Raw genomic sequence first — 22,162 nt, forward strand, 5'->3', positions numbered from 1 at the left:
ACGCCCAAACCCCCTCCAAAACACCCCCTCGGCAGATCCCCACCCAACAACGTCATCCCAACGTCGCAGATCCGGGTCATTCTCGTCGGTCTTGCCTCCCCCCCGTATGCTCCCGACCTCTCGCCTGTCGTTTCCCGCTCATGGAGATACGGGGGCAATCCGGTCGCGGACCGAAACCCCTGTCGGATTCGCGCGGCGAGCGGTTTTTCTTGAATGCGGGAGGCGGCGTTCCCACATCAAATTCGTTCTCGAACGAGAGGAGTGTAGATGAGCTACGGAACCGCAACCCATGCAAGCGGCCCCGCGGGGGCTTCGTGCCGTCCGGCAATCCGTCCCGGCTGGTCGCCAGTGACGATCGGCCTGATGGTGCTCGGCTTCATCGTCTTCTGGCCGCTCGGCCTGGCGATGCTGGCCTATATCCTGTGGGGCGACCGCCTTCCGGGCCTTGCACGCGATGCGCGCGAGCAGTGGAATGCCAGCCCCTTCGGACAGGGCCTGTCTTCGGGCCGGGGCTTTTCCGACGTCCGCCCGACCGGAAACGCCGCTTTCGACGACTACCGGGCCCGCGAGCTGAAGCGGCTCGAGGAAGAGCGCGCACGCATCGACGAGATGCGGGCGGAGTTCGACGCGTTCCTGCAGGAGCTGCGAAGGGCACGCGACCAGGAAGAGTTCGACCGCTTCATGGCCAATCGCGGCCGCGGTCCGGCATCGCCGGAGGCGTAACGCCTCCGCTCTGCGGATGCCCGAGGAACGAAAAAAGCCGCGGACCCCGTCCGCGGCTTTTTCGCATCCTGCAGCAAGGCTGGCAGGCAGATCAGTTCGGCTTCTGCTCGCCGGCCGCCTGGGCCTGCGCGGCATTCTGGCGGTAGAGCGCCGCGAAATCGATCGGGTCGAGCATCAGGGGCGGGAAGCCGCCATTGCGCGAGGCCTCGGCCAGGATGTTGCGGGCGAAGGGGAAGAGCATGCGCGGGCACTCGATCAGCACGAACGGGTGCAGGTGCTCCTGCGGCACGCCGACGATGCGGAACAGGCCGCCATAGACCAGCTCGATGGCGAAGACGGTCATCGCCGAGGTCTTGGCGCTGGCGGTCAGCGTCAGCACCACCTCGAACTGGTTCTCGCCCATCGGCTGGGCGCCGACATTGACGTTGATGTCGAGCTTGGGCTGCTCCTGCGGCTGCAGCGATCCCGGCGCGTTCGGGTTCTCGAAGGAGAGATCCTTGATGTACTGGGCGAGAATGCTCATGCCCGGTGCACCGCCGGCCTCGTTGCCCTGGCCCGCGGCCGCGTCGTTCGTGTCGCTCATGCGTCAGCTATCCTGTCTCGATGACATCCATATCCCGGCGCGTAGTCCCCATGTCCCCGGCAAAGTCTCGCTCCCGGACACGCTGGCCTGCGCGCTCAAACTCGTAGCATCGGCTAGCATGGCACGGCTTCCCTGCCAAGGGTTGATTGGTCGCCGCGGCGCCCCGCGCCGCCGGCGAAAGGGCGACGGCGGGGACGGGCTCTCCCCCGGACTCCCCCGGATTTGACGCGGCCCGGAGCGCACGCCACAACAGGCGCAGACCCCTCAGGCAGGCTGGCAGGACACGATGGACGATACCGACAGACCCGAACTCGGCTCCCCGCACCGGCGACTGAAGCTCGACACTTTGGTGCGCCTGCGCTGGCTGGCGATTGCGGGGCAGACCGCCGCGCTCGTCGTCGTCCACTTCTATCTGGCCTATCCGCTGCCGCTCTCCTATTGCGCGGCGCTGGTCGCCGCCTCGGCCTGGCTCAACATCTTCCTGAAAGTGCGCTCGCCGCAGTCGCAGCGCCTGTCGGAGCGCTATGCGGCGCTGCAGCTGGCCTACGACCTGATGCAACTCGGCGGCCTTCTTTATCTGACGGGCGGTCTCGGCAATCCCTTCGTCTTCCTGCTGCTGGCACCGGTCATGGTGTCGGCCGCCGGGCTTTCGGCGCGCAACACCATCTATCTCGGCCTGCTCGCGGCGGTGATCGCAACCCTGATCGCGACCTTCCACCTGCCGCTGCCCTGGCCGGAAGGGCAAACCTTCCGCCTGCCGCCGGTCTATGCCATCGGCCTGTGGATCGCGCTCGTGTGTTCGCTCGCCTTCATGAGCATCTATGCGTTCCGCGTTGCCGAGGAGGCCCGCCAGCTGTCCGACGCGCTGACCGCGAGCGAGTTGGTGCTGGCGCGCGAACAGCACCTGCATGCGCTGGACGGACTGGCCGCGGCGGCCGCGCACGAACTCGGCACGCCGCTCGCCACCGTCTACCTGTCGGCCAAGGAGTTGGTGCGCGACCTTGCCGACGAGAAGCATCCGCCTTCGCCGGAGGCCCTGAAGGAGGAACTGGCGCTGATCCTGTCGCAGGCCGAGCGCTGCCGCGAGATCCTGTCGAAGCTCTCCTCGCTGCCCGACGACCGGGACCAGCATTTCCGCGGCGAGAAGCTGTCGCACATGATCGACCAGGTGGTGGAGCCGGCACGGGCCTATGGCGCGCGTATCCGCATCGACATCCAGGGCGAGGGCGACGAGCCGATGGCCCGGCGCAATCCGGCCATGTATTACGGTCTCGGCAACCTGCTGGAAAACGCCGTCGACTTCGCCGACAGCACGGTGACGGTCTCCGCCCGCTGGACGGGCACGCAGGTGCTGCTGGAAATCTCCGACGACGGCCAGGGCTTTTCGCCGGACGTGATGGCCAAGCTCGGCGAGCCTTACGTCACCGCGCGCGGGGCCCGCGACGGGCGGCCGGGCCAGGGCCAGACCGGCGGCGGGCTGGGCCTCGGCTTCTTCATCGCCAAGACGCTGCTCGAACGCACGGGGGCGGACCTGCGCCTGCGCAACCGTCCGCCGCCGGAGCGCGGCGCCGTCGTTCGCATCGCCTGGCCGCGCGACGGCCGCTCTCCGTGGCATGTGAGCGCGAGTGCAAATGACGCAGCAACAACCCGGCCGCTCGATTTGCCCGAAGCGGAAACGCACTTATAAAAGATCCAAAGAGATCCGCCGGCGGACGGCACGGCGGCAGAACGAACGGGACGGTGCGATGAGTGAAGTTTCAGGAACGGACAGGGTCGTTGAGGGCAACCTGCTTATCGTCGACGACGACCGCCCGTTCCAGCAGCGACTGGCGCGGGCGATGGAGAAGCGCGGCTTCACCACCGTGACCGCGGACAGCGTGCGCGAGGCGCTGGAGGCGATCCAGGCCGAGGCGCCGGACTATGCGGTTGTCGACATGCGGCTGGAGGACGGCAGCGGCCTCGACGTGGTCGAGGCGATCCGCGCCCGCAAGCCGCAAGCCCGGGTGGTGATCCTGACCGGCTACGGCAACATCGCCACCGCCGTCACCGCCGTGAAGCTGGGTGCCGTCGATTATCTGGCAAAGCCGGCCGATGCGGACGACGTGCTGGCCGCGCTGCTGTCGGAGGGCGAGGAGAAGGCTCCGCCGCCGGAGAACCCGATGTCGGCCGACCGGGTGCGGTGGGAGCATATCCAGCGCGTCTACGAACTGTGCGACCGCAACGTGTCGGAGACCGCGCGGCGTCTCAACATGCATCGCCGCACGCTGCAGCGGATCCTCGCCAAGCGCGCGCCGCGCTGAGCTTTCCGCCGGACCTTCACAGCACACCGTAGCCGGTGGCCGCCCGCGCATCGGGATCGTGCAGGTCGTGAAGGCGCAGGGCTGCAGACTGCGCGAATCTCAGAAGCACCGCCTTGCGGGTCGCGGCCGGCAGGCGGTGTTCGGGCGCCTGGCGCAGGATCTCGGCGCCGAACCCGTCGGAAAGGATAAGGCCCGCGTCCGGCGGAAACAGTTGCGCCGGCACGTCGGCATGGGTGGCGAAGAACAGCCGGTCGCAATGCAGGCGGTAGTCCGGCCACTTGCTGTCGGCGCGCAGGTCCGCCAGCGACGACTTCACCTCGACGATCCAGATCTCGCCCTTGGGCCCGATGGCGGCGATGTCCGCGCGCCGGCCCGAGGCCAGCGTCAGTTCGCCGACGCAGGCAAAGCGCAGCTGCCGCAACAGGCGCGCCGCCCCGCGCCAGACCCGCAAGGCCGTCTCCGACTGCCGGCCGTCGACCAGCGGCTGGTCGAGCTGGATCCGTTGCCCGCTCATCTGCCGAAATCCCGTTCCTCTTTTGTTCGATCCGAACACTAGACCCGGGCGGGCGCAAAAGACAAGCCCGTTGCCTGTACGGAGACGCCGGCGAGGCATCGCAAAAGAAAAGGGCCGCAGACGATGTCCGCGGCCCCGAAATGCTTTTCGCAAGATGCCTGCTGGCAGTACACCCTGCCAGCGACCGCTCAGCGGCCTTCCAGGAAGCCCATGATGCGACGGGCATCGCGCAGCACCGGGCGGGCGATCTCCGAGGCGCGGCCGGCGCCGTCGCGCAGCACCGCATCGATATGGCCGGGATCGGCGAGCAGCCGGTTCATCTCGCCGGTCATCGGCGCCAGCTTGTCGACCGCAAGATCGGCCAGCGCCGGCTTGAAGATCGAGAAGGGCTGGCCGCCGAACTCCGACAGGACCGCGTCCTTGGACCTGCCCGACAGCGCGGCATAGATGCCGACCAGGTTGGCCGCCTCGGGACGCTCGGCAAGGCCCTCCATCTCCCCCGGAAGCGGCTCCGGATCGGTCTTCGCCTTGCGGATCTTCTTGGCGATCTCGTCGGCCGAATCGCGCAGGTTGATGCGCGACAGGTCGGACGGGTCCGACTTCGACATCTTCTTGGTGCCGTCGCGCAGGCTCATGATGCGGGTCGCGGGCCCGGCGATCATCGGCTCGGTCAGCGGGAAGAACAGCTCGTCCGGCAGCTCCGGGCTCGGCGTCGGGTTTGGAATGCCGAGGCCCAGCTCCTTGATGCGGTCGGCGAAGTCGTTGTTGAACTTCTGCGCGATGTCGCGGGTCAGCTCCAGATGCTGCTTCTGGTCGTCGCCCACCGGCACATGCGTCGCGCGATAGGCCAGGATGTCGGCCGCCATCAGCGTCGGATAGGCGAACAGGCCGACCGAGGCGTTCTCGCGGTTCTTGCCGGCCTTTTCCTTGAACTGGGTCATGCGGCTGAGCCAGCCGATGCGCGCGATGCAGTTGAACAGCCACGCAAGCTCCGCATGCTCGCGGACCTGGCTCTGGTTGAAGATGATGGCCTTCTTCGGGTCGATGCCTGCGGCCAGATAGGCGGCGGTCACCTCGCGCGTCGTCCCGGCGAGCAGCGCGGGATCGTGCTTGACGGTGATCGCATGCAGGTCGACGACGCAATAGATCGCCGGCATCTCGTCCTGCAGCGGCACGAAACGCGCGATGGCGCCGAGATAATTGCCAAGATGCAGGTTGCCGGTCGGCTGGACGCCGGAGAAAACGCGCGGCTGAAACTCGTTCAAATGACTGTCCCCCAGTTTGGACCTCGGGTCGATCGCAGGATGCGGCGCAGGGCAGGTGCCGTGCGCCCGCGGGTTATGGCGAAGGCGGGCGCTGCGTGCAAGCGGCAAGGGCGGCGCAAGGACCGGGCGGGGTGCATTCGCCGGCGCTGCATGCAATCATGCAACGGATGGATGATATGGATGGCCTGCACGAGCGGCCGGTCAAGGGGCCAAGTCCGGGGCCGCCGGACGTCGGACCTGCGTCGAAACGCCCATTCGGCATATTCCCAATTCACGCAGCCGCGCCCATCGGTTATAGGTTGGAACGAGACTAATTTGCGAGTATTTGAAACCTCGTATGAATCGACGCACAGTTGCCGTCAGCACCCCCGCAAGAGGTCCGGAGGCCGGAATGGATTACGAGAGCTTCTTTCGACACAAGATCGAAGGACTGCACAAGGAAGGCCGCTACCGGGTTTTCGCGGATCTCGAACGTCAGACGGGCAATTTCCCCCGCGCGACGCGCTACACGCAGGACGGCTCCCATGAAGTCGCGGTGTGGTGCTCCAACGACTATCTCGGCATGGGTCTCCAGCCGGTCGTGACCGATGCGATGCACGAGGCGATCGAGCGCTGCGGCGCCGGCGCCGGCGGCACCCGCAACATTTCCGGCACCAACCACTATCATGTGCTGCTCGAGCGCGAGTTGGCCGACCTGCACGGCAAGGAATCCGCGCTGCTGTTCACCTCGGGCTACGTGTCCAACTGGGCCGCGCTCGGCACGCTCGCCGCGCACCTGCCGGGCTGCGTGGTGCTGTCCGACGCGCTGAACCATGCCTCGATGATCGAGGGCATCCGCCATTCGCGCGCCGAAAAGCGCATCTGGAAGCACAACGACGTGGCCGATCTGGAGCGTCAGCTCGCCGAGATCGAGCCGGGCCGGCCGAAGCTCGTCGCCTTCGAATCCGTCTATTCGATGGATGGCGACATCGCACCGATCAAGGAGATCTGCGACGTTGCCGACAAATACGGCGCGATGACCTATCTCGACGAGGTGCATGCGGTCGGCCTTTACGGTCCGCGCGGCGGCGGCATCGCCGAGCGCGAAGGCCTGATGGACCGCCTGACGGTGATCGAGGGCACGCTCGGCAAGGCCTTCGGCGTCATGGGCGGCTACATCGCCGCGTCCGAGTCGCTGTGCGACTTCGTGCGCTCCTTCGCCTCCGGCTTCATCTTCACCACCGCGCTGCCGCCGGCGCTCGCCGCCGGTGCCCGCGCCTCGATCCAGTACCTGAAGTCGGCCGACGGCGAGGCGCTGCGCGCCCGCCATCGCAACCGGGTGGCGACGCTGCGGCGCAAGCTCGATGCCGCGGGCATCCCGCATATCGACAATCCCAGCCACATCGTTCCGGTGATGGTGAAGGATCCGGTCAAGTGCAAGATGATCTCGGACATCCTGCTCGACAGCTACGGGATCTACATCCAGCCGATCAACTATCCGACGGTGCCGAAGGGCCTGGAGCGGCTGCGCATCACCCCCTCGCCGCTGCACAGCGACGGCGACATCGACCATCTGGTGCGCTCGATCGAGTCGCTGTGGTCGCAATGCGCGCTGGCACGGGCGGTCGCCTGAAGCGGCGGCCCTAGCGCCTCTTCGCGAGCCTTGCAACGCGCCGGCCCCGCCGGCGCGTTTTGCGTTTCAGCGGATCACCGACCGGCGCTGCGGGCCGAATAGCGGGGCATGTGGGCGCAGGCAGGCCAGGCCTCGGCAAAGGCGTCGTAGACCAACAGCGGGCCACTGGCCGCGAGCCTGTCCGGATGGCGCGCCACATGCTCGAGCAGGATGCGGCGCAGCCCGTTGGCGTCGACCCCCGGCGGCATGCAATTGGCCCGCCCCAGCAGGAAGGCATCGAGCGTTCCCTGGAGGTATCCGAGGCAGAAGGTGACGGCGACCGGACTGGCCTCCGGCTCCGCCTTGCAGATCGCCGCGATCTGCCCGGCATCTTGCCAGCCCTCGGCCGAGACCGGTGCGGCGCTGGCCAAAGCTCCTGCGGCGGTGAGACAGGCGCCGGCCACCGAGGCGGCCCTGAGACGCAGCACCCTCATGCGGGCGCTGCCGCCGCCCGACGGTCGGGCGCGTTCCGTCCCTGCCTTCGCTCTCGCTATCGGGCCGCTTTGCATTCTCGCTCGCGCGTCGCCGGTTGCCATGCGGCAATCATCCGGCGAGTCGGATCGAAGGACAAGGGACGCGACGACGAACGCTCGTCACACCCAGCGGAACACCGCCCCCGCATAGGCAACGGCAATGGCGAGCGGCACCCACAGATCGGGTCCGACCAGGGCAAGCCATCCCAGGAAGATGAAGGCGCTGCCGAGCAGCGAGATGAACAGCCGGTCGCCGCGCGTGGTGTCCAGCCCGAGGACGCCGTGCCGCGGCCCGCCGCCGGGCGACACGTATTCCCAGACGGACATGGCGACGAAGCACAGCCCGATGAAGATGAAGAAGGCGGCGGTCGGCCCGGTCCAGGCCATCCAGCTCAGTCCCATGACATTTCTCTCCTGGCCTGACGCTACACCCGTCCCAGGGCGAAGCCCTTGGCGATGTAGTTGCGAACGAAATAGATGACGAAGGCCCCCGGTATGATGGTCAGCGTCCCGGCCGCGGCAAGAAGGCCGAGCTCATAACCCGACGTGCTCGCCGTCCGGGTCATCGTGGCAGCAATCGGCTTGGCGGCGACCGAGGTCAGCGTCTTGGCCAGCAGCAGTTCCACCCAGGAGAACATGAAGCAGAAGAAGGCGGCGACGCCGATGCCCGCGGCGATGGTCGGCACGAAGATCTTCAGGAAGAAGGACCAGAAGGAGTGGCCGTCCACATAGGCGGTCTCGTCCAGCTCCTTGGGGACACCGGACATGAAGCCCTCCAGAATCCACACGGCGAGAGGAATGTTGAACAGCGTGTGCGCCAGCGCCACAGCGATCGGCGTATCGAACAGGCCAATCGCCGAGTAGAGCTGAAAGAAGGGCAGGGCGAAGACCGCAGGCGGTGCCATCCGGTTGGTCAGCAGCCAGAAGAACAGGTGCTTGTCGCCGAGAAACCGGTAGCGCGAGAACGCATAAGCCGCCGGCAGGGCAACTGTCACCGAGATGACCGTGTTGATCAGCACATAGATCAAAGAGTTGACATAACCCATGTACCAGGTCGGGTCCGTGAAGATCTTGACGTAGTTCTCCACGGTGAATTCACTCGGGAACAATGTGAATGTGCCGAGAATCTCGTTCGTCGTCTTGAACGACATGTTGACGAGCCAATAGATCGGCAACATCAGAAAGATGATATAGAGGATCGGGACGAGAGCCTTGCCCTTGTTCATCGGTCGTCTCCTCACTGCTGCTCGTTGCGCATCATCAGGGTGTAGAATACCCAGCTGAGCAACAGGATGATCAGGAAGTAGATCAGCGACATGGCCGCCGCCGGGCCGAGATCGAACTGGCCGAGCGCGATCTTGACGAGATCGATCGAAAGAAGCGTCGTCGAGTTGCCCGGGCCGCCGCCCGTCAGCACCGACAACTCGGTGTAGATCATGAAGCTGTCCATGAAGCGCAGCAGCACGGCGATGGTCAGCACCCGTTTCATCTTCGGCAGCTGGATGTAGCGGAAGATGGCGAAGGGGCTCGCACCGTCGATCTTGGCCGCCTGGTAGTAGGCGTCGGGGATCGACACGAGGCCGGCATAGGCCAGCAGCACCACCAGCGACGTCCAGTGCCAGACGTCCATCAGGATCAGCGTGAACCAGGCGTCGCCCGGCTGGCGGGTGAAGTTGTAGTCGAAGCCGAGCGCATTCAGACTGCGGCCGAGAAGGCCGATATCGGGCAATGCGAAGATATTCCACATGGCGCCGACCACATTCCAGGGAATGAGCAGGGGAAGCGCCATCAGCACCAGACAGACCGGTACCCACGGCCCCTTGCGCGGCATGGCGAGCGCGATGGCAACGCCGAGCGGAATCTCGATGGCAAGGATGGTGAAGGTGAAGATCAACTGGCGGCCGAGCGCGTTGTGGAAGCGCTCGGACTGCAGAACCTGCTCGAACCAGGTGACGCCGGCCCAGAAGAAGACATTGTCGCCGAAGGTCTCCTGGACCGAATAGTTGACCACGGTCATTAGCGGGATGACGGCGTTGAAGGCAACCAGCGCCACCACCGGAAGGACGAAGAACCATGCCCTGTTGTCGTGCGTCTTGTTCATCTAGAGCCCTTTCGGCCAATTCGAAGTCAATTCTGCTTCTCGATTGGAGCGGCGATCCGGCGTCGAAACGGTCGCCGCGCGATGCCGTCGCATCGGGCAAGACCGGTTCGGCGTTGGGCGCCCGCCAATCGGAAGCCCTGCGGGACGGGCGATTTTGCGCCAACTCCGGCGCAAAGCCCCTTGTCCGTATCCAGATACGGCCTGCGTGTCTTTGCTTGACCTTGTCACAAAATCGCTCCGTCAGAATGGCTCCGAATTGGCCGAAAGGGCTCTGGAGCCCTCCCGCCCCCTCAGTTCACGATCCAGCCGTCGCGGTAAACGGCGGTGCGCTCCGGATCGAAGCGCAGGACGCCCTCGCTCGGGATCCGCGTCCCCTCGGGGACCAGCAACTTGACGACATGCCCGAATGCTTGCGTCTCGACGATGCTGAAGCGCCCCGCGTCGCTCACCTTGACGGTGCGAGCCGGCAGTCCGCCCTCCTCGCCGCCCTCTACAAAGCTGACGAATTCCGGCCGCACGCCCACTTCCAGCCGGACCGGCCCCGTCGCCTCCGCCGTCTGACAATCGGCCACGGCAATGCCGCCGATCAGCGCCTTGCCGCCGGAGACCTCGCAAGGAAGCACGTTCATGCCCGGCGAGCCGATGAAGTGGCCGACAAACGTGTGCTGCGGCCGCTCGAACAGTTCGACCGGCGTTCCGATCTGCACCACCTCGCCCTGGTTCATCACCACCACCTTGTCGGCGAAGGTCAGCGCCTCCGTCTGGTCGTGGGTGACGTAGATCATCGTGGTGTGCACCCGCTGGTGCAGTTCCTTGAGCTTGGAACGCAACTGCCATTTCAGATGCGGATCGATCACCGTCAGCGGTTCGTCGAACATGATCGCATTGACATCGGATCGCACGAGGCCGCGGCCGAGCGAGATCTTCTGCTTGCCGTCGGCCGTCAGGCCGGCGGCCCGGCGCTCCAGCATGTGGGTGAGGTCGATCATCCCGGCGATCTCGCGCACCCTTGCGTCGACATCGCGCTCGGCGACGCCGCGATTGCGCAGCGGGAAGGCGAGATTGTCGTAGACGCTCATCGTGTCGTAGACGACCGGGAACTGGAAGACCTGGGCGATGTGCCGCCGGTCCGGCGGCAGCGCCGTCACATCGGTGCCATCGAAGAGAACGCGCCCCTCCGTCGGCTTCAAGAGGCCGGAAATGATCGACAGCAAGGTCGTCTTGCCGCAACCGGAAGGGCCCAGCAACGCATAGGCGCCGCCGTCCTCCCATTCGAGGTCGAGACGCTTGAGCGCCCAGTCCCCGTCGGAGGCCGGTGCGGGACCGTAGGCGTGCCGCAGGGTGTCGAGTACGATTCGTGCCATGTCCCGTCCTCCTAGAGCCGCCGGCCGGTCTCGTCGAAGACCAGCGCCTTCGACATGTCGGCATAAAGCCGCTGCCGCGTACCGACCTCGAAGGGATGGATGCCATGGGCCTGCGACACCCAGGTCCGCTCGTGGAAGGTGAAATGGATGATGCTCTCCGAGCCGGAGAGTTCGGTCACCAGCACCGTACCCTCCACCGCCACCGGCTGGGTGCCCTTCGGGGCGGGACTGACGTGATGCGGGCGCACCCCCAGCGTATAGGCCCCGTCGGCAAGGCCCGCATGGCGGGCCGGCACCGGGAACCTGCCGCCATCGACCAGGTGGAAGTCGCCGCCCGCCTTGGTCACCTGCGCCGTGTTGATCGGCGGATCGGAGAAGACCTGCGCGCTGGTGAGGTCGGCCGGGCTGCGATAGACCTCGCCCGTCGGACCGAACTGCACCACCCGCCCCTCGTACAGGCAGGCGGTGTGGCCGCCGAACAGCAACGCCTCGACCGGCTCGGTCGTCGCGTAGACGACGATGCAGTCGCGGTCGGCGAAGAGGCGCGGCAGCTCGTCCCGCAACTCCTCGCGCAGCTTGAAGTCGAGATTGGCGAGCGGTTCGTCGAGCAGGACGAGATCCGCATCCTTGACCAGCGCCCGTGCCATCGCCGTGCGCTGCTGCTGGCCGCCCGACAGTTCGGACGGCCGTCGGTCCAGCATCGGCGTCAGCCGCAGCAGTTCGGCGAAGGTGCCGACCCGGCGCTTGATCTCGTCGTCGGCCATCCGCGCCACCTTGAGCGGCGAGGCGATGTTCTCGTAGACGGTCATGTTCGGGTAATTGATGAACTGCTGGTAGACCATCGAGACGTTGCGGTTGCGCACCGACACGCCGGTGACATCGCGGCCGCCGAAATGGACCTCGCCGGAGGTCGGACGTTCGAGGCCCGCCATCAGCTTCATCAAGGTGGTCTTGCCCGCCAGCGTGGTTCCGAGCAGGACGTTGAAGCTGCCGGGCTCGCAGACGAGATCGACGGGGTGAATATGCGTCTCCGCACCAACGCGCAGGCTGACGCGCCTCAATTCAAGGGACATCTCGGGTCGCCCTTCATGCAAGGTTCGATGGTGCTGGATCGCCGGCTCGCTGTCAGCCTTCCCAGGGAGGGCAGCCGCAGGTTGGTGACGGACGCACAAGGTCGGCCGCCTTCCCCGGCGACGGAGCGGACGTGCCGCGCCACTGCGAAGGATCCGGGCGGGCAACCCGGGACGGATCCCGGGTTGCGGTTTGCGTCGATCTGCAGGCTCAGTTCTCGGCCCAGCGCTTGACCAGTTCGTCGTAGTTGACGGTCTGGCCCTGCGGCTTCTCGTTGTCGAGCTTGGCCTTGGCACCGCCCTTGCCGATCCACTCGGACGGGTCTTTCGGCTCGTTCATGCGCGGGCCGCAGCCGCCATAGGTGTTGTTGGCCTCGTCGGCACGCTGCATGCGGATCATGATCGTGTCCATCTCCTCGGCGAGACGATCCATGGCCTCCTGCGGCGTGAACGCACCCGAGTTCACGTCACCGATCTGCTGCCACCACAACTGGGCGAGCTTGGGGTAGTCCGGCACGTTGATGCCGGTCGGCGTCCACTTCTCCCGCTCGGGCGAGCGGTAGAACTCGACCACGCCGCCGAGCTTCGGCGCGCGCTCGGAGAAGGATTCATGCCGGATCGAGCTGTCGCGGATGAAGGTCAGGCCGACATGGCTCTTCTTGACGTCCACGGTCTTGGAGACGACGAACTGGGCGTAGAGCCAGGCCGCCTTGGCGCGGTCGGTCGGCGTCGACTTGAGGATCGTCCAGGAACCCACGTCCTGATAGCCGACCTTCATGCCCTCTTCCCAATAGGGACCGTGCGGACTCGGAGCTGCGCGCCACAGCGGCATGTCGTTGTCGTCCACCGTGTTGTTGCCTTCCGACTTCGGCTTGACCATGTCGGCGAGGAACGCGGTGTACCAGAAGATCTGCTGGGCGACGTTGCCCTGGCTGAGGGCGGGCAGCGACTGGTAGAAGTCGTAGTCCGCCGCCCCCGGAGGCGCGTATTCGCGCAGCCACTCGTCCCATTTGGCGATGGCGTAGACGGCGGCCGGGCCGTTGGTCGCGCCGCCGCGGGCGACCGACGCACCCGACGGGTTGCAAGAGCCCTCTTCCATGCGGATGCCCCATTCGTCGATGGGACGGCCGTTCGGAAGTCCGGGCGAGCCGGCACCGGCCATCGACAGCCAGGCATCGGTCATGCGCCAGCCGAGATCGGGGGCGCGCTTGCCGTAGTCCATATGGCCGTAGATGCGGACGCCGTCGATCTCCTTGACGTCCTCGGAGAAGAACTCGGCGATGTCCTCATAGGCCGACCAGTTGACCGGCACGCCGAGATCGTAGCCATATTTCTCCTTGAACCGGGCTTGCAGATCCTCACGGTCGAACCAGTCCTTGCGGAACCAGTAGAGATTGGCGAACTGCTGGTCCGGGAGCTGATAAAGATCGCCGTCCGGGCCGGTGGTGAAGCTGAGGCCCATGAAGTCGTCGAGGTCGAGCGTCGGCAGGGTGACGTCCTTGCCCTCGCCCGCCATCCAGTCGGTCAGGTTCACGGCCTGCTGCATGCGGCTGTGGGTCCCGATCAGGTCGGAGTCGTTGACATAGGCGTCGTAGAGATTGCGGTTCGTCTGCATCTGGGTCTGCACCGCCTGGACGACCTCGCCCTCGCCCAGGATCTGGTGATTGACCTTGATGCCGGTGATTTCCTCGAAGGCTTTCGCAAGAACCCTCGATTCATAGTCGTGGGTCGGAATGCTCTCCGACAGCACGTTGATTTCCATCCCGCGGAACGGCTCGGCCGCCTCGATGAACCAGTTCATTTCCTCCATCTGCTGCTCTTTCGTGAGAGCAGAAGGCTGAAACTCGGTCTCGATCCAGCGCTGCGCCTCCTCGGGACCGGCGAATGCCGAGCCCGCACCAGCAATCAGCGCGACGGCCGCAACGGCCGTCAGCATCTTGTATCTCATATGAAGTCCTCCCATGCATTTCTGCATCCCGACTATCAAACGAAAAAAAATGAACGTCAACACGAAAACCTTCTTGCCATTCCTTGCTTGCAGGAGGCAAAATTCGTGGAGTTTCGGTAGGTTGTTGCCGATGCAAACGAAATCCGGTTAAAATACGCGCCAATATCGAAAAAAAACGAAAGATCACTAGATGGAACCCGTAACCCCCCGTCAGTCCGAGATCCTGGACCGCGCGCGACGCGCCGGGCGGGTCGATGTCGACGGCCTCGCGACGGAGTTCGACGTCACGCCGCAGACCATCCGCAAGGATCTCAACGAGCTGTGCGAGCGCGGCATGCTGCAGCGGGTGCATGGCGGTGCCGTGCTGCCGTCGGGCATCGCCAACTATGCCTATGACGCAAGGCGCCAGCTCGCGGCCGACGAGAAACGGCGGATCGGCCTGCGCGCGGCCAGCCTCATTCCCGACAATGCCTCGATCATGCTGAACATCGGCACCACCACCGAGCAGGTGGCGCGGGCGCTGCGCCAGCATGACGGCATCATGGCGATCACCAACAACATCAACGTCGCCAACATCCTGCGGGCGGCACCGGCCGTGGAGGTGATCATCGCCGGCGGCCAGGTCCGCGCCTCCGACGGCGGCATCGTCGGCGAGGCGGCTGCCGACTTCATCCGCCAGTTCAAGGTCGACTACGCGCTGATCGGCGCCTCGGCCATCGACCCGGACGGAACGATCTTCGACTACGACTTCCGCGAGGTGCGCGTCGCCCGCGAGATCATCACGCATGCCCGGCAGACGATCCTCGTCGCCGACAGCATGAAATTCGAACGCAGCGCCCCGGTGCGCATCGCCCATATCTCCCAGATCGACATCTTCGTCACCGACAAGGTCCCTCCCGAGCCCGTGGTCGAGATCTGCCGGGAGCACGGCGTGCGCATCGAGATCGCCGGCGACGGGGAACCGGAGCGCCGCGACATGGAGCGCGAAGACGGCCAGGGAGCCCAGGGCAAATGAGTGCAGCAGCGCAAGCGGCCGACTACGACCTTCTCGTCGTCGGCGGCGGCATCAACGGATGCGGCATCGCCCGCGACGCGATCGGGCGGGGCTATTCCGTCTGCCTGGCGGAAATGAACGACCTGGCCAGCGGCACCTCGTCCTGGTCGACCAAGCTGATCCATGGCGGGCTGCGCTATCTGGAGCATTACGAGTTCCGCCTGGTGCGCGAAGCCTTGAGCGAGCGCGAGCTGCTATGGGCCAACGCGCCGCACATCATCCGGCCGCTGCGCTTCGTGCTGCCGCACCAGAAGGGCCTGCGCCCGCGCTGGATGCTGCGCCTCGGCCTGTTCCTCTACGACAATCTCGGCGGTCGCAAGCTGCTGCCGGGCACGCGGACGCTGAACCTTGCGACCGACCCGACCGGCAAACCGCTGAAGGACGGGTTCACCACCGGCTTCGAATATTCCGACTGCTGGGTGGACGATGCCCGGCTGGTCGTTCTCAACGCCCGCGACGCCGCGGACCGGGGAGCGGAGATCCACACCGGCACGCAGGTCGTCGGCCTCGCGCGCGAGGGCGATATCTGGCGCGCCACGCTGCAGGCCCGCGAGGGCGGGGCAACGCGCAGCGTCACCGCCCGCCTGGTGGTCAATGCCGCCGGCCCCTGGGTCGACCGGGTGCTGAAGGGCGCCCTGAAGCGCAACGACACCCACAACGTCCGGCTCGTGCAGGGCAGCCACATCGTCGTGCGCAAGCTGTTCGACCACGACCGCGCCTACATCTTCCAGAACGGCGACGGGCGCATCGTCTTCGCCATTCCCTACGAGCAGGACTTCACCCTGATCGGCACCACCGACCGCGACTACGACGGCGATCCGGCAAAGGTGGCGGCGAGCGAGGAGGAAATCGTCTACCTGACCGAGGCGGCGAGCGAGTATTTCCGCAAGCCGATTACCCGGCAGGACGTGGTGTGGACCTATTCCGGCGTGCGGCCGCTGTTCGACGACGGCGCCTCCAAGGCGCAGGAAGCCACCCGCGACTACGTGCTCAAGCTCGACGGCAACGGCGGGGGCGGTCAGGCGCCGATGATCAACATCTTCGGCGGCAAGATCACCACCTACAGGCGCCTGGCCCTGTCCGTGCTCGAGATGATCGAGAAGGCGCTCGGCGCCAAGGGGCCGGAATGGACCGCGCGGGCGCTGCTGCCCGGCGGCGACTTCCCCACCACCGGCCTTGCCGATCTGGAAGCGGCCCTTGCGCAGGACTTCGCCTTCCTGCCCCGTACGCTCATCGCCCGCCTCGCCCGCAGCTACGGCACCCGCACCCGCGACCTGCTGGCCGGCGCGACCTCGCTCGACGATCTCGGACCGCATTTCGGCGCCGACCTCTACGGCCGGGAGGTGGCCTATCTGATGGACCGCGAGTGGGCGCGTCATGCCGAGGACGTGCTGTGGCGCCGCAGCAAGCTGGGCCTGCGGGTCGCGGCGCAGCAGGCCCAGGCGCTGGAAGCCTGGATGACCGAGCGCCTTGCCGGCCTCGCGGCAGCGGGCGCCGGGCGCAGCAAGGCCTGAGGCCGGACAGCCCGCCCCATCATGCAAATACCGCCGGACGATCCCTCGCCCGGCGGTCTTTTCGTCTTGTCCTGCGCAGATGACGATCAGAGCTTGTCGGTCACCGCAGTGGTGGTGGCGCCGACCGGTTCCTTGCTGATCACCGGGTCGGATCCGCCGCTCAGCAGCGTGTTGACCGTGCGCTGGTAGTCTTCCATGTCGAGCCGGCCGTCGGAGCCTTCCGTCAGCTTGTTGACCTCGCGGACCATGCGCTTCTGGTGCTTCTCGGTCTGCGCGCCGGTGGCATCGTTCTCCAGCACGATGTCGGCCGCCTCGTCCGGATTTTCGCGCGAGTACTCCCAGCCCTTCATCGTGGCACGGACGAACCGCACCATCTTGTCGACGAAGGCCGGATCCTCGAGGTTCTCCTCCATCACATAAAGGCCGTCCTCCAGCGTCGCGACGCCCTGGTCCTCATACTTGAAGATGATCAGATCGCTCTCCGCGATGCCGGCATCGATGACCTGCCAGTATTCGTTGTAGGTCATGGTGGAGATGCAGTCGGCCTGCTTCTGCAGCAGCGGATCGACGTTGAAGCCCTGCTTCAGCACGGTGACCCCCTCCGGGCCGCCCTCGGTCGAGATGCCCAGCTTGCTCATCCAGGACAGGAACGGATACTCGTTGCCGAAGAACCAGACGCCGAGCGTGCGGCCGCGGAAGTCCTCCGGCTTGGTGATGCCGGTTTCCTTCAGGCAGACCAGCATCATGCCCGACTCCTTGAAGGGCTGGGCGATGTTGACCAAGGGTACGCCGCGTTCGCGGCTGGCGAGCGCGGCCGGCATCCAGTCGATGATCACGTCGGCGCCGCCGCCGGCGATGACCTGCGGCGGGGCGATGTCCGGCCCGCCCGGCTTGATCGTGACGTTGAGTCCCTCTTCCTCGTAGAAGCCCTTGTCCTTGGCCACGTAATAGCCGGCGAACTGGCCCTGCGTGACCCATTTCAGCTGCAGCGTGATGTCGTCGGCTGCCTGCGCGGGACCGAATGCGAAGGCAAGCGCGGCGGCGGCTAGCAAAGTCCTCTTCATTTCCTGCTCCCTCTGGTGGGGCAGCCGCCGCCCGTTATCCCCGGACTGACGGATGCCAGAATGTGACCGCCCGTTCGACGAGGGTCACCAAACCGTAGAATAGCGACCCGGCGAGTGCGGCGACGGCAATCGAGGCCCAGACCATGTCGATGTTCATCCGCCCCACCTCGGTGGAGATACGGAAGCCCATGCCGACGATGGGCGTGCCGAAGAATTCGGCAACAATGGCCCCGATGAGCGCAAGCGTCGAGTTGATTTTCAAGGCATTGAAAACGAACGGCATGGCCATGGGCAGGCGCATCTTGAGCAGCGTCTGCGGGTAGTTTGCCGCGTAAGTGTGCATGAGATCGAGCTGCATCCGGTCGGCGGCGGCAAGGCCGGTCACCGTGTTCACCAGCATCGGGAAGAAGGTCATGATCACGACCACCGCCGCCTTGGACGGCCAGTCGAAGCCGAACCACATGACCATGATGGGCGCGACGCCGATGATCGGCAGGGCCGAGACCAGATTGCCGACCGGCAGCAGGCCGCGCCGCAGGAACGGCACCCGGTCGACCAGGATGGCGACGAGGAAGCCGGATCCGCAGCCGATGGCGTAGCCGACCAGCACCCCTTTCAGGAAGGTCTGGCGGAAGTCCGCCCACAGCACGGCCGGCGAGGTCAGCAGCCGCACCCAGATGTCGGAGGGCGGCGGCAGCAGCACCTTGGGCACGGCGAAACCGACGACCAGCACCTGCCACAGGATCAGCAGCCAGGCGCCGAAGGTCAGCGGGATGGCCAGCGCAAGCAGTCGCTTCCACACGGCCCCGCGCGGGGTCAGCGCCGCCATCTCCTCCACCGACAGCCAGGCGAGCGCCCAGGCGACGAAGACATAGGCCCAGAACCCGGAAGCAGCCTGGCCGGGATATCCGCCGGCGATCCGAATCAGCGCGAAGGCCATGGCGTAGGAGACGGCGACCAGGGCCAGCATCGCCGGCGGGCCTTGCAGGAAGCGCAGGAGATAGGGCGCCAGCACGATGACGCCGGCCAGGGCGGCGATCGCCAGCAGCGGATGGCGGAACAGGCCCAGCGCCATCGTGTCCGAGGCGATAATCGGTAGCATGGTCGCGACCACGGCGACGACCAGCGCCAGCGCCGCCAGCAGCGCCTTGACCGGACCGAGCCGGCGGCGCTCCGCCAGCGGCGAGCCGAGGGAGGGGTGCGGGGTGCTCATCGCCGCATCCCCATGCGCTTCAGCACCAGCCGCTCGGCCATGCCGATCAGCGCGACCAGCGCTGCCGCCAGCACGGCCGCCGCGATCAGCGCCGACCAGATCTGCACCGTCTGCCCGTAATAGGAGCCCGACAGCAGGCGCGCGCCGAGGCCTGCGACCGCGCCGGTCGGCAGCTCGCCGACGATGGCGCCGACGAGGCTGGCGGCAACGCCCACCTTCATGGAGGCGAAGAGATAGGGCATGGCGGAGGGCAGGCGCAGCTTCCACAGCGCCTGCGCGGGCGAGGCCGAATAGGTCTTCATCAGGTCCATCTGGATAGCCTCGGGCGAGCGCAGGCCCTTCACCATGCCGACCGTCACCGGAAAGAAGGAGAGATAGGTCGAGATCATCGCCTTGGGCAGCAGGCCGGAAATGCCGATGGCGTTCAGCACAACGATGATCATCGGCGCGATGGCGAGGATCGGGATCGTCTGCGAGGAGATCACCCAGGGCATCAGGCTCTTGTCGAGGACGCGGCTGTGCACGACCAGGATCGCCAGGCCGATGCCGAGGGCGGTGCCGAGCACGAAGCCGAGCAGGGTCGAGGAAAGGGTGATGCCGCCGTGATAGACGAGGCTGCGCTTGGAGGTCACCGCCTTGTTGGCCGTGGTGTCCCACAGCTCGACCGCCACCTGGTGCGGGGCGGGCAGGACGGGCCGCTCCTGCGACAGCGTGTCGGCGACGAGCTGCACCAGCGGCGCATCCTCCACTCCGCCGCGCTTGTAGATGTCCCGCTGGAACGGCGCGTTGAGCAGCACCGCCGCCAGATACCAGACGGCGATGATCGCCGCGATGACCACCAGCACCGGCCCGGCCGTGCCCTGCATCAGGCCGGCGAAGGGCGAGCGGGCGGGCGACGCGGCGGCGGCCTCAATCGTCATAGCTGTGCCCCGCCCGCAGCCCCTCGCGCACCCGGTGCGCGATCTTCAGGAATTCCGGCGTCTCGCGGATGTCGAGCGTGCGCTCGCGCGGCAGGTCGCTCTCGATCACGTCGTAGATGCGGCCCGGACGCGGGCACAGCACCACGATCCTGGTCGACAGGAACACCGCCTCCGGGATCGAATGGGTGACGAAGACCACCGTCTTGCGGGTCTTGGCCCACAGTTTCAGCAGCTGCTCGTTGAGGTGGTCGCGGACGATCTCGTCGAGCGCGCCGAAGGGCTCGTCCATCAAGAGCAGGTCGGGATCGAAGGAGAGGGCGCGGGCGATGGAGGCGCGCTGCTGCATGCCGCCAGACAGCTGCCAGGGATACTTGCGCTCGAAGCCGGCAAGGTTCACCAGTTCCATGTTGCGGCGGATGCGCTCCTCGCGCTCCCCCTTCGAAAAGCCCATGATCTCCAGCGGCAGGGCGATGTTGTCGGCGATGGTCCGCCAGGGATAGAGCGCGGCGGCCTGGAACACGTAGCCATAGGCCCGCTTCAACCGGGCTTCGTCCGGCGTCATGCCGTTGACGCTGATCGAGCCGCCGGTCGGCGCCTCGAGATCGGCGATCACCCGCAAAAGCGTGGTCTTGCCGCAGCCCGACGGGCCGATCAGCGAGACGAAATCGCCTTCGCCGATGGCGAGGTCGATGTCCGACAGCGCGTGCACCGGGCCGTCATCGGTCTCGAAGGTCAGGGACAGGTTCTCGATGTCGATGACCGGCGCTGCCGTGTCTCCCGCAGGCTGTGATTGCATGCTCGCAGCGTCTCCCTCGATCGGCGGTCGCCTGCCCTGCGTCCGCCTCGATGTCATGGTTCACGGGGCTCAGGCCCGGTCTTTTCAGGTGCGCAGCAGACCGTCCCTGTGCCGAACGGTCCACCGGAGTCTCACACGCCGCTGCGGGGAATGCCCGAGCGCTCCACCTTGCGCGGCGAGGTCAGTTCCTTCCAGGTCGACAGCGCCTTGTTGACCGCCTGGAACGGCGGACGCGCGACGAACTTGCCGTGCCCCTCGCGCGTCTTCACCGCCCCGTCCTCGATGGCGACCTCGCCGCGGGTCAGCGTGAAGCGCGGCAGACCCTTCACCTTTTTGCCCTCGAACACATTGTAGTCGATGGCCGACTGCTGGGTCGCGGCGGAAATCGTCTTTTCCTTCTCCGGATCCCAGACCACCAGGTCGGCATCGGCGCCGACCAGGATCGCGCCCTTCTTCGGGTACATGTTGAGGATCTTGGCGATGTTGGTCGAGGTCACGGCGACGAACTCGTTCATGGTCAGCCGGCCGGTGGCGACCCCGTGGGTCCACAGCATCGGCATGCGGTCCTCGAGCCCGCCGGTGCCGTTGGGGATCTTGGTGAAGTCGCCGAGCCCGGTGCGCTTCTGCTCCGTGGTGAAGGCGCAGTGGTCGGTCGCCACCACCTGCAGCGTGCCCGCCTGCAGGCCCGCCCACAGGCTGTCCTGGTGCTTCTTGTTGCGGAAGGGCGGCGACATCACCCGCCGCGCCGCATGGTCCCAGTCGGGATGGCGGTACTCGCTCTCGTCCAGCGTCAGGTGCTGGATCAGCGGCTCGCCGTAGCAGCGGATGCCGTTCTGCTTGGCCCGGCGGATCGCCTCATGCGCCTGTTCGCAGGACGTGTGCACCACGTAGAGCGGCACGCCGGCCATGTCGGCGATCATGATCGCGCGGTTGGTCGCCTCGCCCTCCACTTCCGCCGGGCGCGAATAGGCATGGGCTTCCGGCCCGTCATTGCCTTCGGCCATCAGCTTGGCCTGCAGCTGGGCGACCACATCGCCGTTTTCCGCATGCACCATGGGCAGCGCGCCGAGTTCCGCGCAGCGCTGGAACGAGGCGAACATCTCGTCGTCGTCCACCATCAGCGCGCCCTTGTAGGCCATGAAATGCTTGAAGCTGTTGATGCCCTTGTCGCGCACCACCGCTTCCATGTCGTTGAACACCTGCTCGCCCCACCAGGTGATCGCCATGTGGAAGGAGTAGTCGCAATTGGCCCTGGTCGACTTGTTGTCCCACATGGTCAGCGCTTCCAGCAGCGACTGGCCGGGCGAGGGCAGGCAGAAATCCACCACCATGGTGGTGCCGCCGGCAAGGGCGGCGCGCGTGCCGCTCTCGAAATCGTCGGCCGAATAGGTGCCCATGAAAGGCATTTCCAGGTGCACATGCGGGTCGATGCCGCCCGGCATCACGTAGCAGCCGCTGGCGTCGAGCACCTCGTCGCCGGAAAGATCCGGCCCGATCTCGACGATCCTGCCGCCGTCGATTTTCACATCCGCGCGGTAGGCAAGGTCGGCCGTGACGACCGTTCCGCCCTTGATCACTTTGCTCGCCATGTCGGTTCCCTCTCGTGGTG

At 66.3% G+C, this 22,162-nt stretch carries 21 protein-coding genes; 6 read left to right on the top strand and 15 right to left on the bottom strand.

What is annotated here, in order from left to right; all coding sequences use genetic code 11:
• Window positions 1-267: 267 nt before the first annotated feature.
• On the top strand, window positions 268-723 hold the full coding sequence (locus MNI96_RS06300; RefSeq protein WP_349629129.1) for a DUF2852 domain-containing protein: 456 nt from the start codon (window positions 268-270) through the stop codon (window positions 721-723).
• A 91-nt stretch (window positions 724-814) separates the two neighbouring features.
• On the opposite strand, the gene secB is transcribed toward MNI96_RS06300, so the two are convergent.
• Complete coding sequence (secB, locus tag MNI96_RS06305) at window positions 815-1,306, bottom strand: protein-export chaperone SecB (protein WP_067224741.1); 492 nt, start codon at window positions 1,304-1,306, stop codon at window positions 815-817.
• Window positions 1,307-1,592: 286 nt separating this feature from the next.
• On the opposite strand from secB, the gene MNI96_RS06310 reads away from it, so the two are divergent.
• Window positions 1,593-2,993, top strand: a complete 1,401-nt coding sequence (locus tag MNI96_RS06310) for an ActS/PrrB/RegB family redox-sensitive histidine kinase (RefSeq protein WP_249691397.1) — start codon at window positions 1,593-1,595, stop codon at window positions 2,991-2,993.
• A gap of 58 nt (window positions 2,994-3,051) precedes the next feature.
• Window positions 3,052-3,606 carry an ActR/PrrA/RegA family redox response regulator transcription factor gene (locus MNI96_RS06315; protein WP_249691399.1) on the top strand — a complete coding sequence of 185 codons (555 nt, stop codon included), beginning with the start codon at window positions 3,052-3,054 and terminating at the stop codon, window positions 3,604-3,606.
• Between the two features lie 16 nt (window positions 3,607-3,622).
• Here the strand turns inward: MNI96_RS06315 and MNI96_RS06320 are convergent, their stop codons facing one another.
• Window positions 3,623-4,120, bottom strand: a complete 498-nt coding sequence (locus MNI96_RS06320) for an MmcB family DNA repair protein (protein ID WP_249691401.1) — start codon at window positions 4,118-4,120, stop codon at window positions 3,623-3,625.
• 188 nt (window positions 4,121-4,308) lie between these two features.
• Window positions 4,309-5,385, bottom strand: a complete 1,077-nt coding sequence (gene trpS / locus MNI96_RS06325; protein ID WP_249691403.1) for a tryptophan--tRNA ligase — start codon at window positions 5,383-5,385, stop codon at window positions 4,309-4,311.
• Window positions 5,386-5,776: 391 nt separating this feature from the next.
• Here trpS and hemA point away from each other — a divergent pair, with 391 nt between their 5' ends.
• The gene (hemA, locus tag MNI96_RS06330) at window positions 5,777-6,997 is read left to right on the top strand and encodes a 5-aminolevulinate synthase (RefSeq protein WP_249691404.1); all 1,221 of its coding nucleotides are present in this window, start codon (window positions 5,777-5,779) and stop codon (window positions 6,995-6,997) included.
• A gap of 74 nt (window positions 6,998-7,071) precedes the next feature.
• On the opposite strand, the gene MNI96_RS06335 is transcribed toward hemA, so the two are convergent.
• The 7 genes from MNI96_RS06335 to MNI96_RS06365 form a co-directional block, all read right to left on the bottom strand.
• Entirely contained in the window at window positions 7,072-7,470 is a 399-nt protein-coding gene (locus tag MNI96_RS06335) for a Rap1a/Tai family immunity protein (RefSeq protein WP_249691405.1), read from the bottom strand.
• A gap of 159 nt (window positions 7,471-7,629) precedes the next feature.
• Complete coding sequence (locus tag MNI96_RS06340; RefSeq protein ID WP_249691406.1) at window positions 7,630-7,911, bottom strand: DUF2160 domain-containing protein; 282 nt, start codon at window positions 7,909-7,911, stop codon at window positions 7,630-7,632.
• A 23-nt stretch (window positions 7,912-7,934) separates the two neighbouring features.
• Entirely contained in the window at window positions 7,935-8,735 is an 801-nt protein-coding gene (locus MNI96_RS06345) for a carbohydrate ABC transporter permease (RefSeq protein ID WP_249691407.1), read from the bottom strand.
• 11 nt (window positions 8,736-8,746) lie between these two features.
• Complete coding sequence (locus tag MNI96_RS06350; protein ID WP_158194381.1) at window positions 8,747-9,610, bottom strand: carbohydrate ABC transporter permease; 864 nt, start codon at window positions 9,608-9,610, stop codon at window positions 8,747-8,749.
• Between the two features lie 290 nt (window positions 9,611-9,900).
• On the bottom strand, window positions 9,901-10,974 hold the full coding sequence (locus MNI96_RS06355) for an ABC transporter ATP-binding protein (RefSeq protein WP_249691408.1): 1,074 nt from the start codon (window positions 10,972-10,974) through the stop codon (window positions 9,901-9,903).
• 11 nt (window positions 10,975-10,985) lie between these two features.
• Window positions 10,986-12,047 (bottom strand): ABC transporter ATP-binding protein, encoded by a 1,062-nt coding sequence (locus MNI96_RS06360; protein WP_249691409.1) that lies wholly within the window; start codon window positions 12,045-12,047, stop codon window positions 10,986-10,988.
• A gap of 208 nt (window positions 12,048-12,255) precedes the next feature.
• A complete protein-coding gene (locus MNI96_RS06365; RefSeq protein WP_249691411.1) occupies window positions 12,256-13,992 on the bottom strand; it encodes an ABC transporter substrate-binding protein in 1,737 nt (578 codons plus the stop codon).
• Between the two features lie 190 nt (window positions 13,993-14,182).
• Here MNI96_RS06365 and MNI96_RS06370 point away from each other — a divergent pair, with 190 nt between their 5' ends.
• Window positions 14,183-15,007, top strand: a complete 825-nt coding sequence (locus MNI96_RS06370) for a DeoR/GlpR family DNA-binding transcription regulator (RefSeq protein ID WP_249691412.1) — start codon at window positions 14,183-14,185, stop codon at window positions 15,005-15,007.
• The gene (glpD, locus tag MNI96_RS06375) at window positions 15,004-16,560 is read left to right on the top strand and encodes a glycerol-3-phosphate dehydrogenase (RefSeq protein ID WP_249691414.1); all 1,557 of its coding nucleotides are present in this window, start codon (window positions 15,004-15,006) and stop codon (window positions 16,558-16,560) included. The genes MNI96_RS06370 and glpD overlap by 4 nt, the downstream gene beginning before the upstream one ends.
• A gap of 86 nt (window positions 16,561-16,646) precedes the next feature.
• On the opposite strand, the gene MNI96_RS06380 is transcribed toward glpD, so the two are convergent.
• The 5 genes from MNI96_RS06380 to hydA all read right to left on the bottom strand — a co-directional run bounded on the left by MNI96_RS06380 (window position 16,647) and on the right by hydA (window position 22,142).
• Complete coding sequence (locus MNI96_RS06380) at window positions 16,647-17,624, bottom strand: ABC transporter substrate-binding protein (RefSeq protein ID WP_249691415.1); 978 nt, start codon at window positions 17,622-17,624, stop codon at window positions 16,647-16,649.
• Between the two features lie 34 nt (window positions 17,625-17,658).
• Entirely contained in the window at window positions 17,659-18,837 is a 1,179-nt protein-coding gene (locus MNI96_RS06385) for an ABC transporter permease (protein ID WP_249691417.1), read from the bottom strand.
• A complete protein-coding gene (locus MNI96_RS06390) occupies window positions 18,834-19,703 on the bottom strand; it encodes an ABC transporter permease (RefSeq protein ID WP_249692185.1) in 870 nt (289 codons plus the stop codon). The genes MNI96_RS06385 and MNI96_RS06390 overlap by 4 nt, the downstream gene beginning before the upstream one ends.
• 43 nt (window positions 19,704-19,746) lie before the next feature.
• Window positions 19,747-20,553, bottom strand: coding sequence for an ABC transporter ATP-binding protein (locus MNI96_RS06395; RefSeq protein WP_249691419.1), 807 nt, complete (start codon window positions 20,551-20,553; stop codon window positions 19,747-19,749).
• A gap of 131 nt (window positions 20,554-20,684) precedes the next feature.
• Window positions 20,685-22,142 (bottom strand): dihydropyrimidinase, encoded by a 1,458-nt coding sequence (gene hydA, locus MNI96_RS06400; protein WP_249691420.1) that lies wholly within the window; start codon window positions 22,140-22,142, stop codon window positions 20,685-20,687.
• Between the last annotated feature and the right edge of the window lie 20 nt (window positions 22,143-22,162).

The organism is Stappia sp. WLB 29, from assembly GCF_023507705.1.
In the GTDB taxonomy this organism is placed as follows: domain Bacteria; phylum Pseudomonadota; class Alphaproteobacteria; order Rhizobiales; family Stappiaceae; genus Stappia.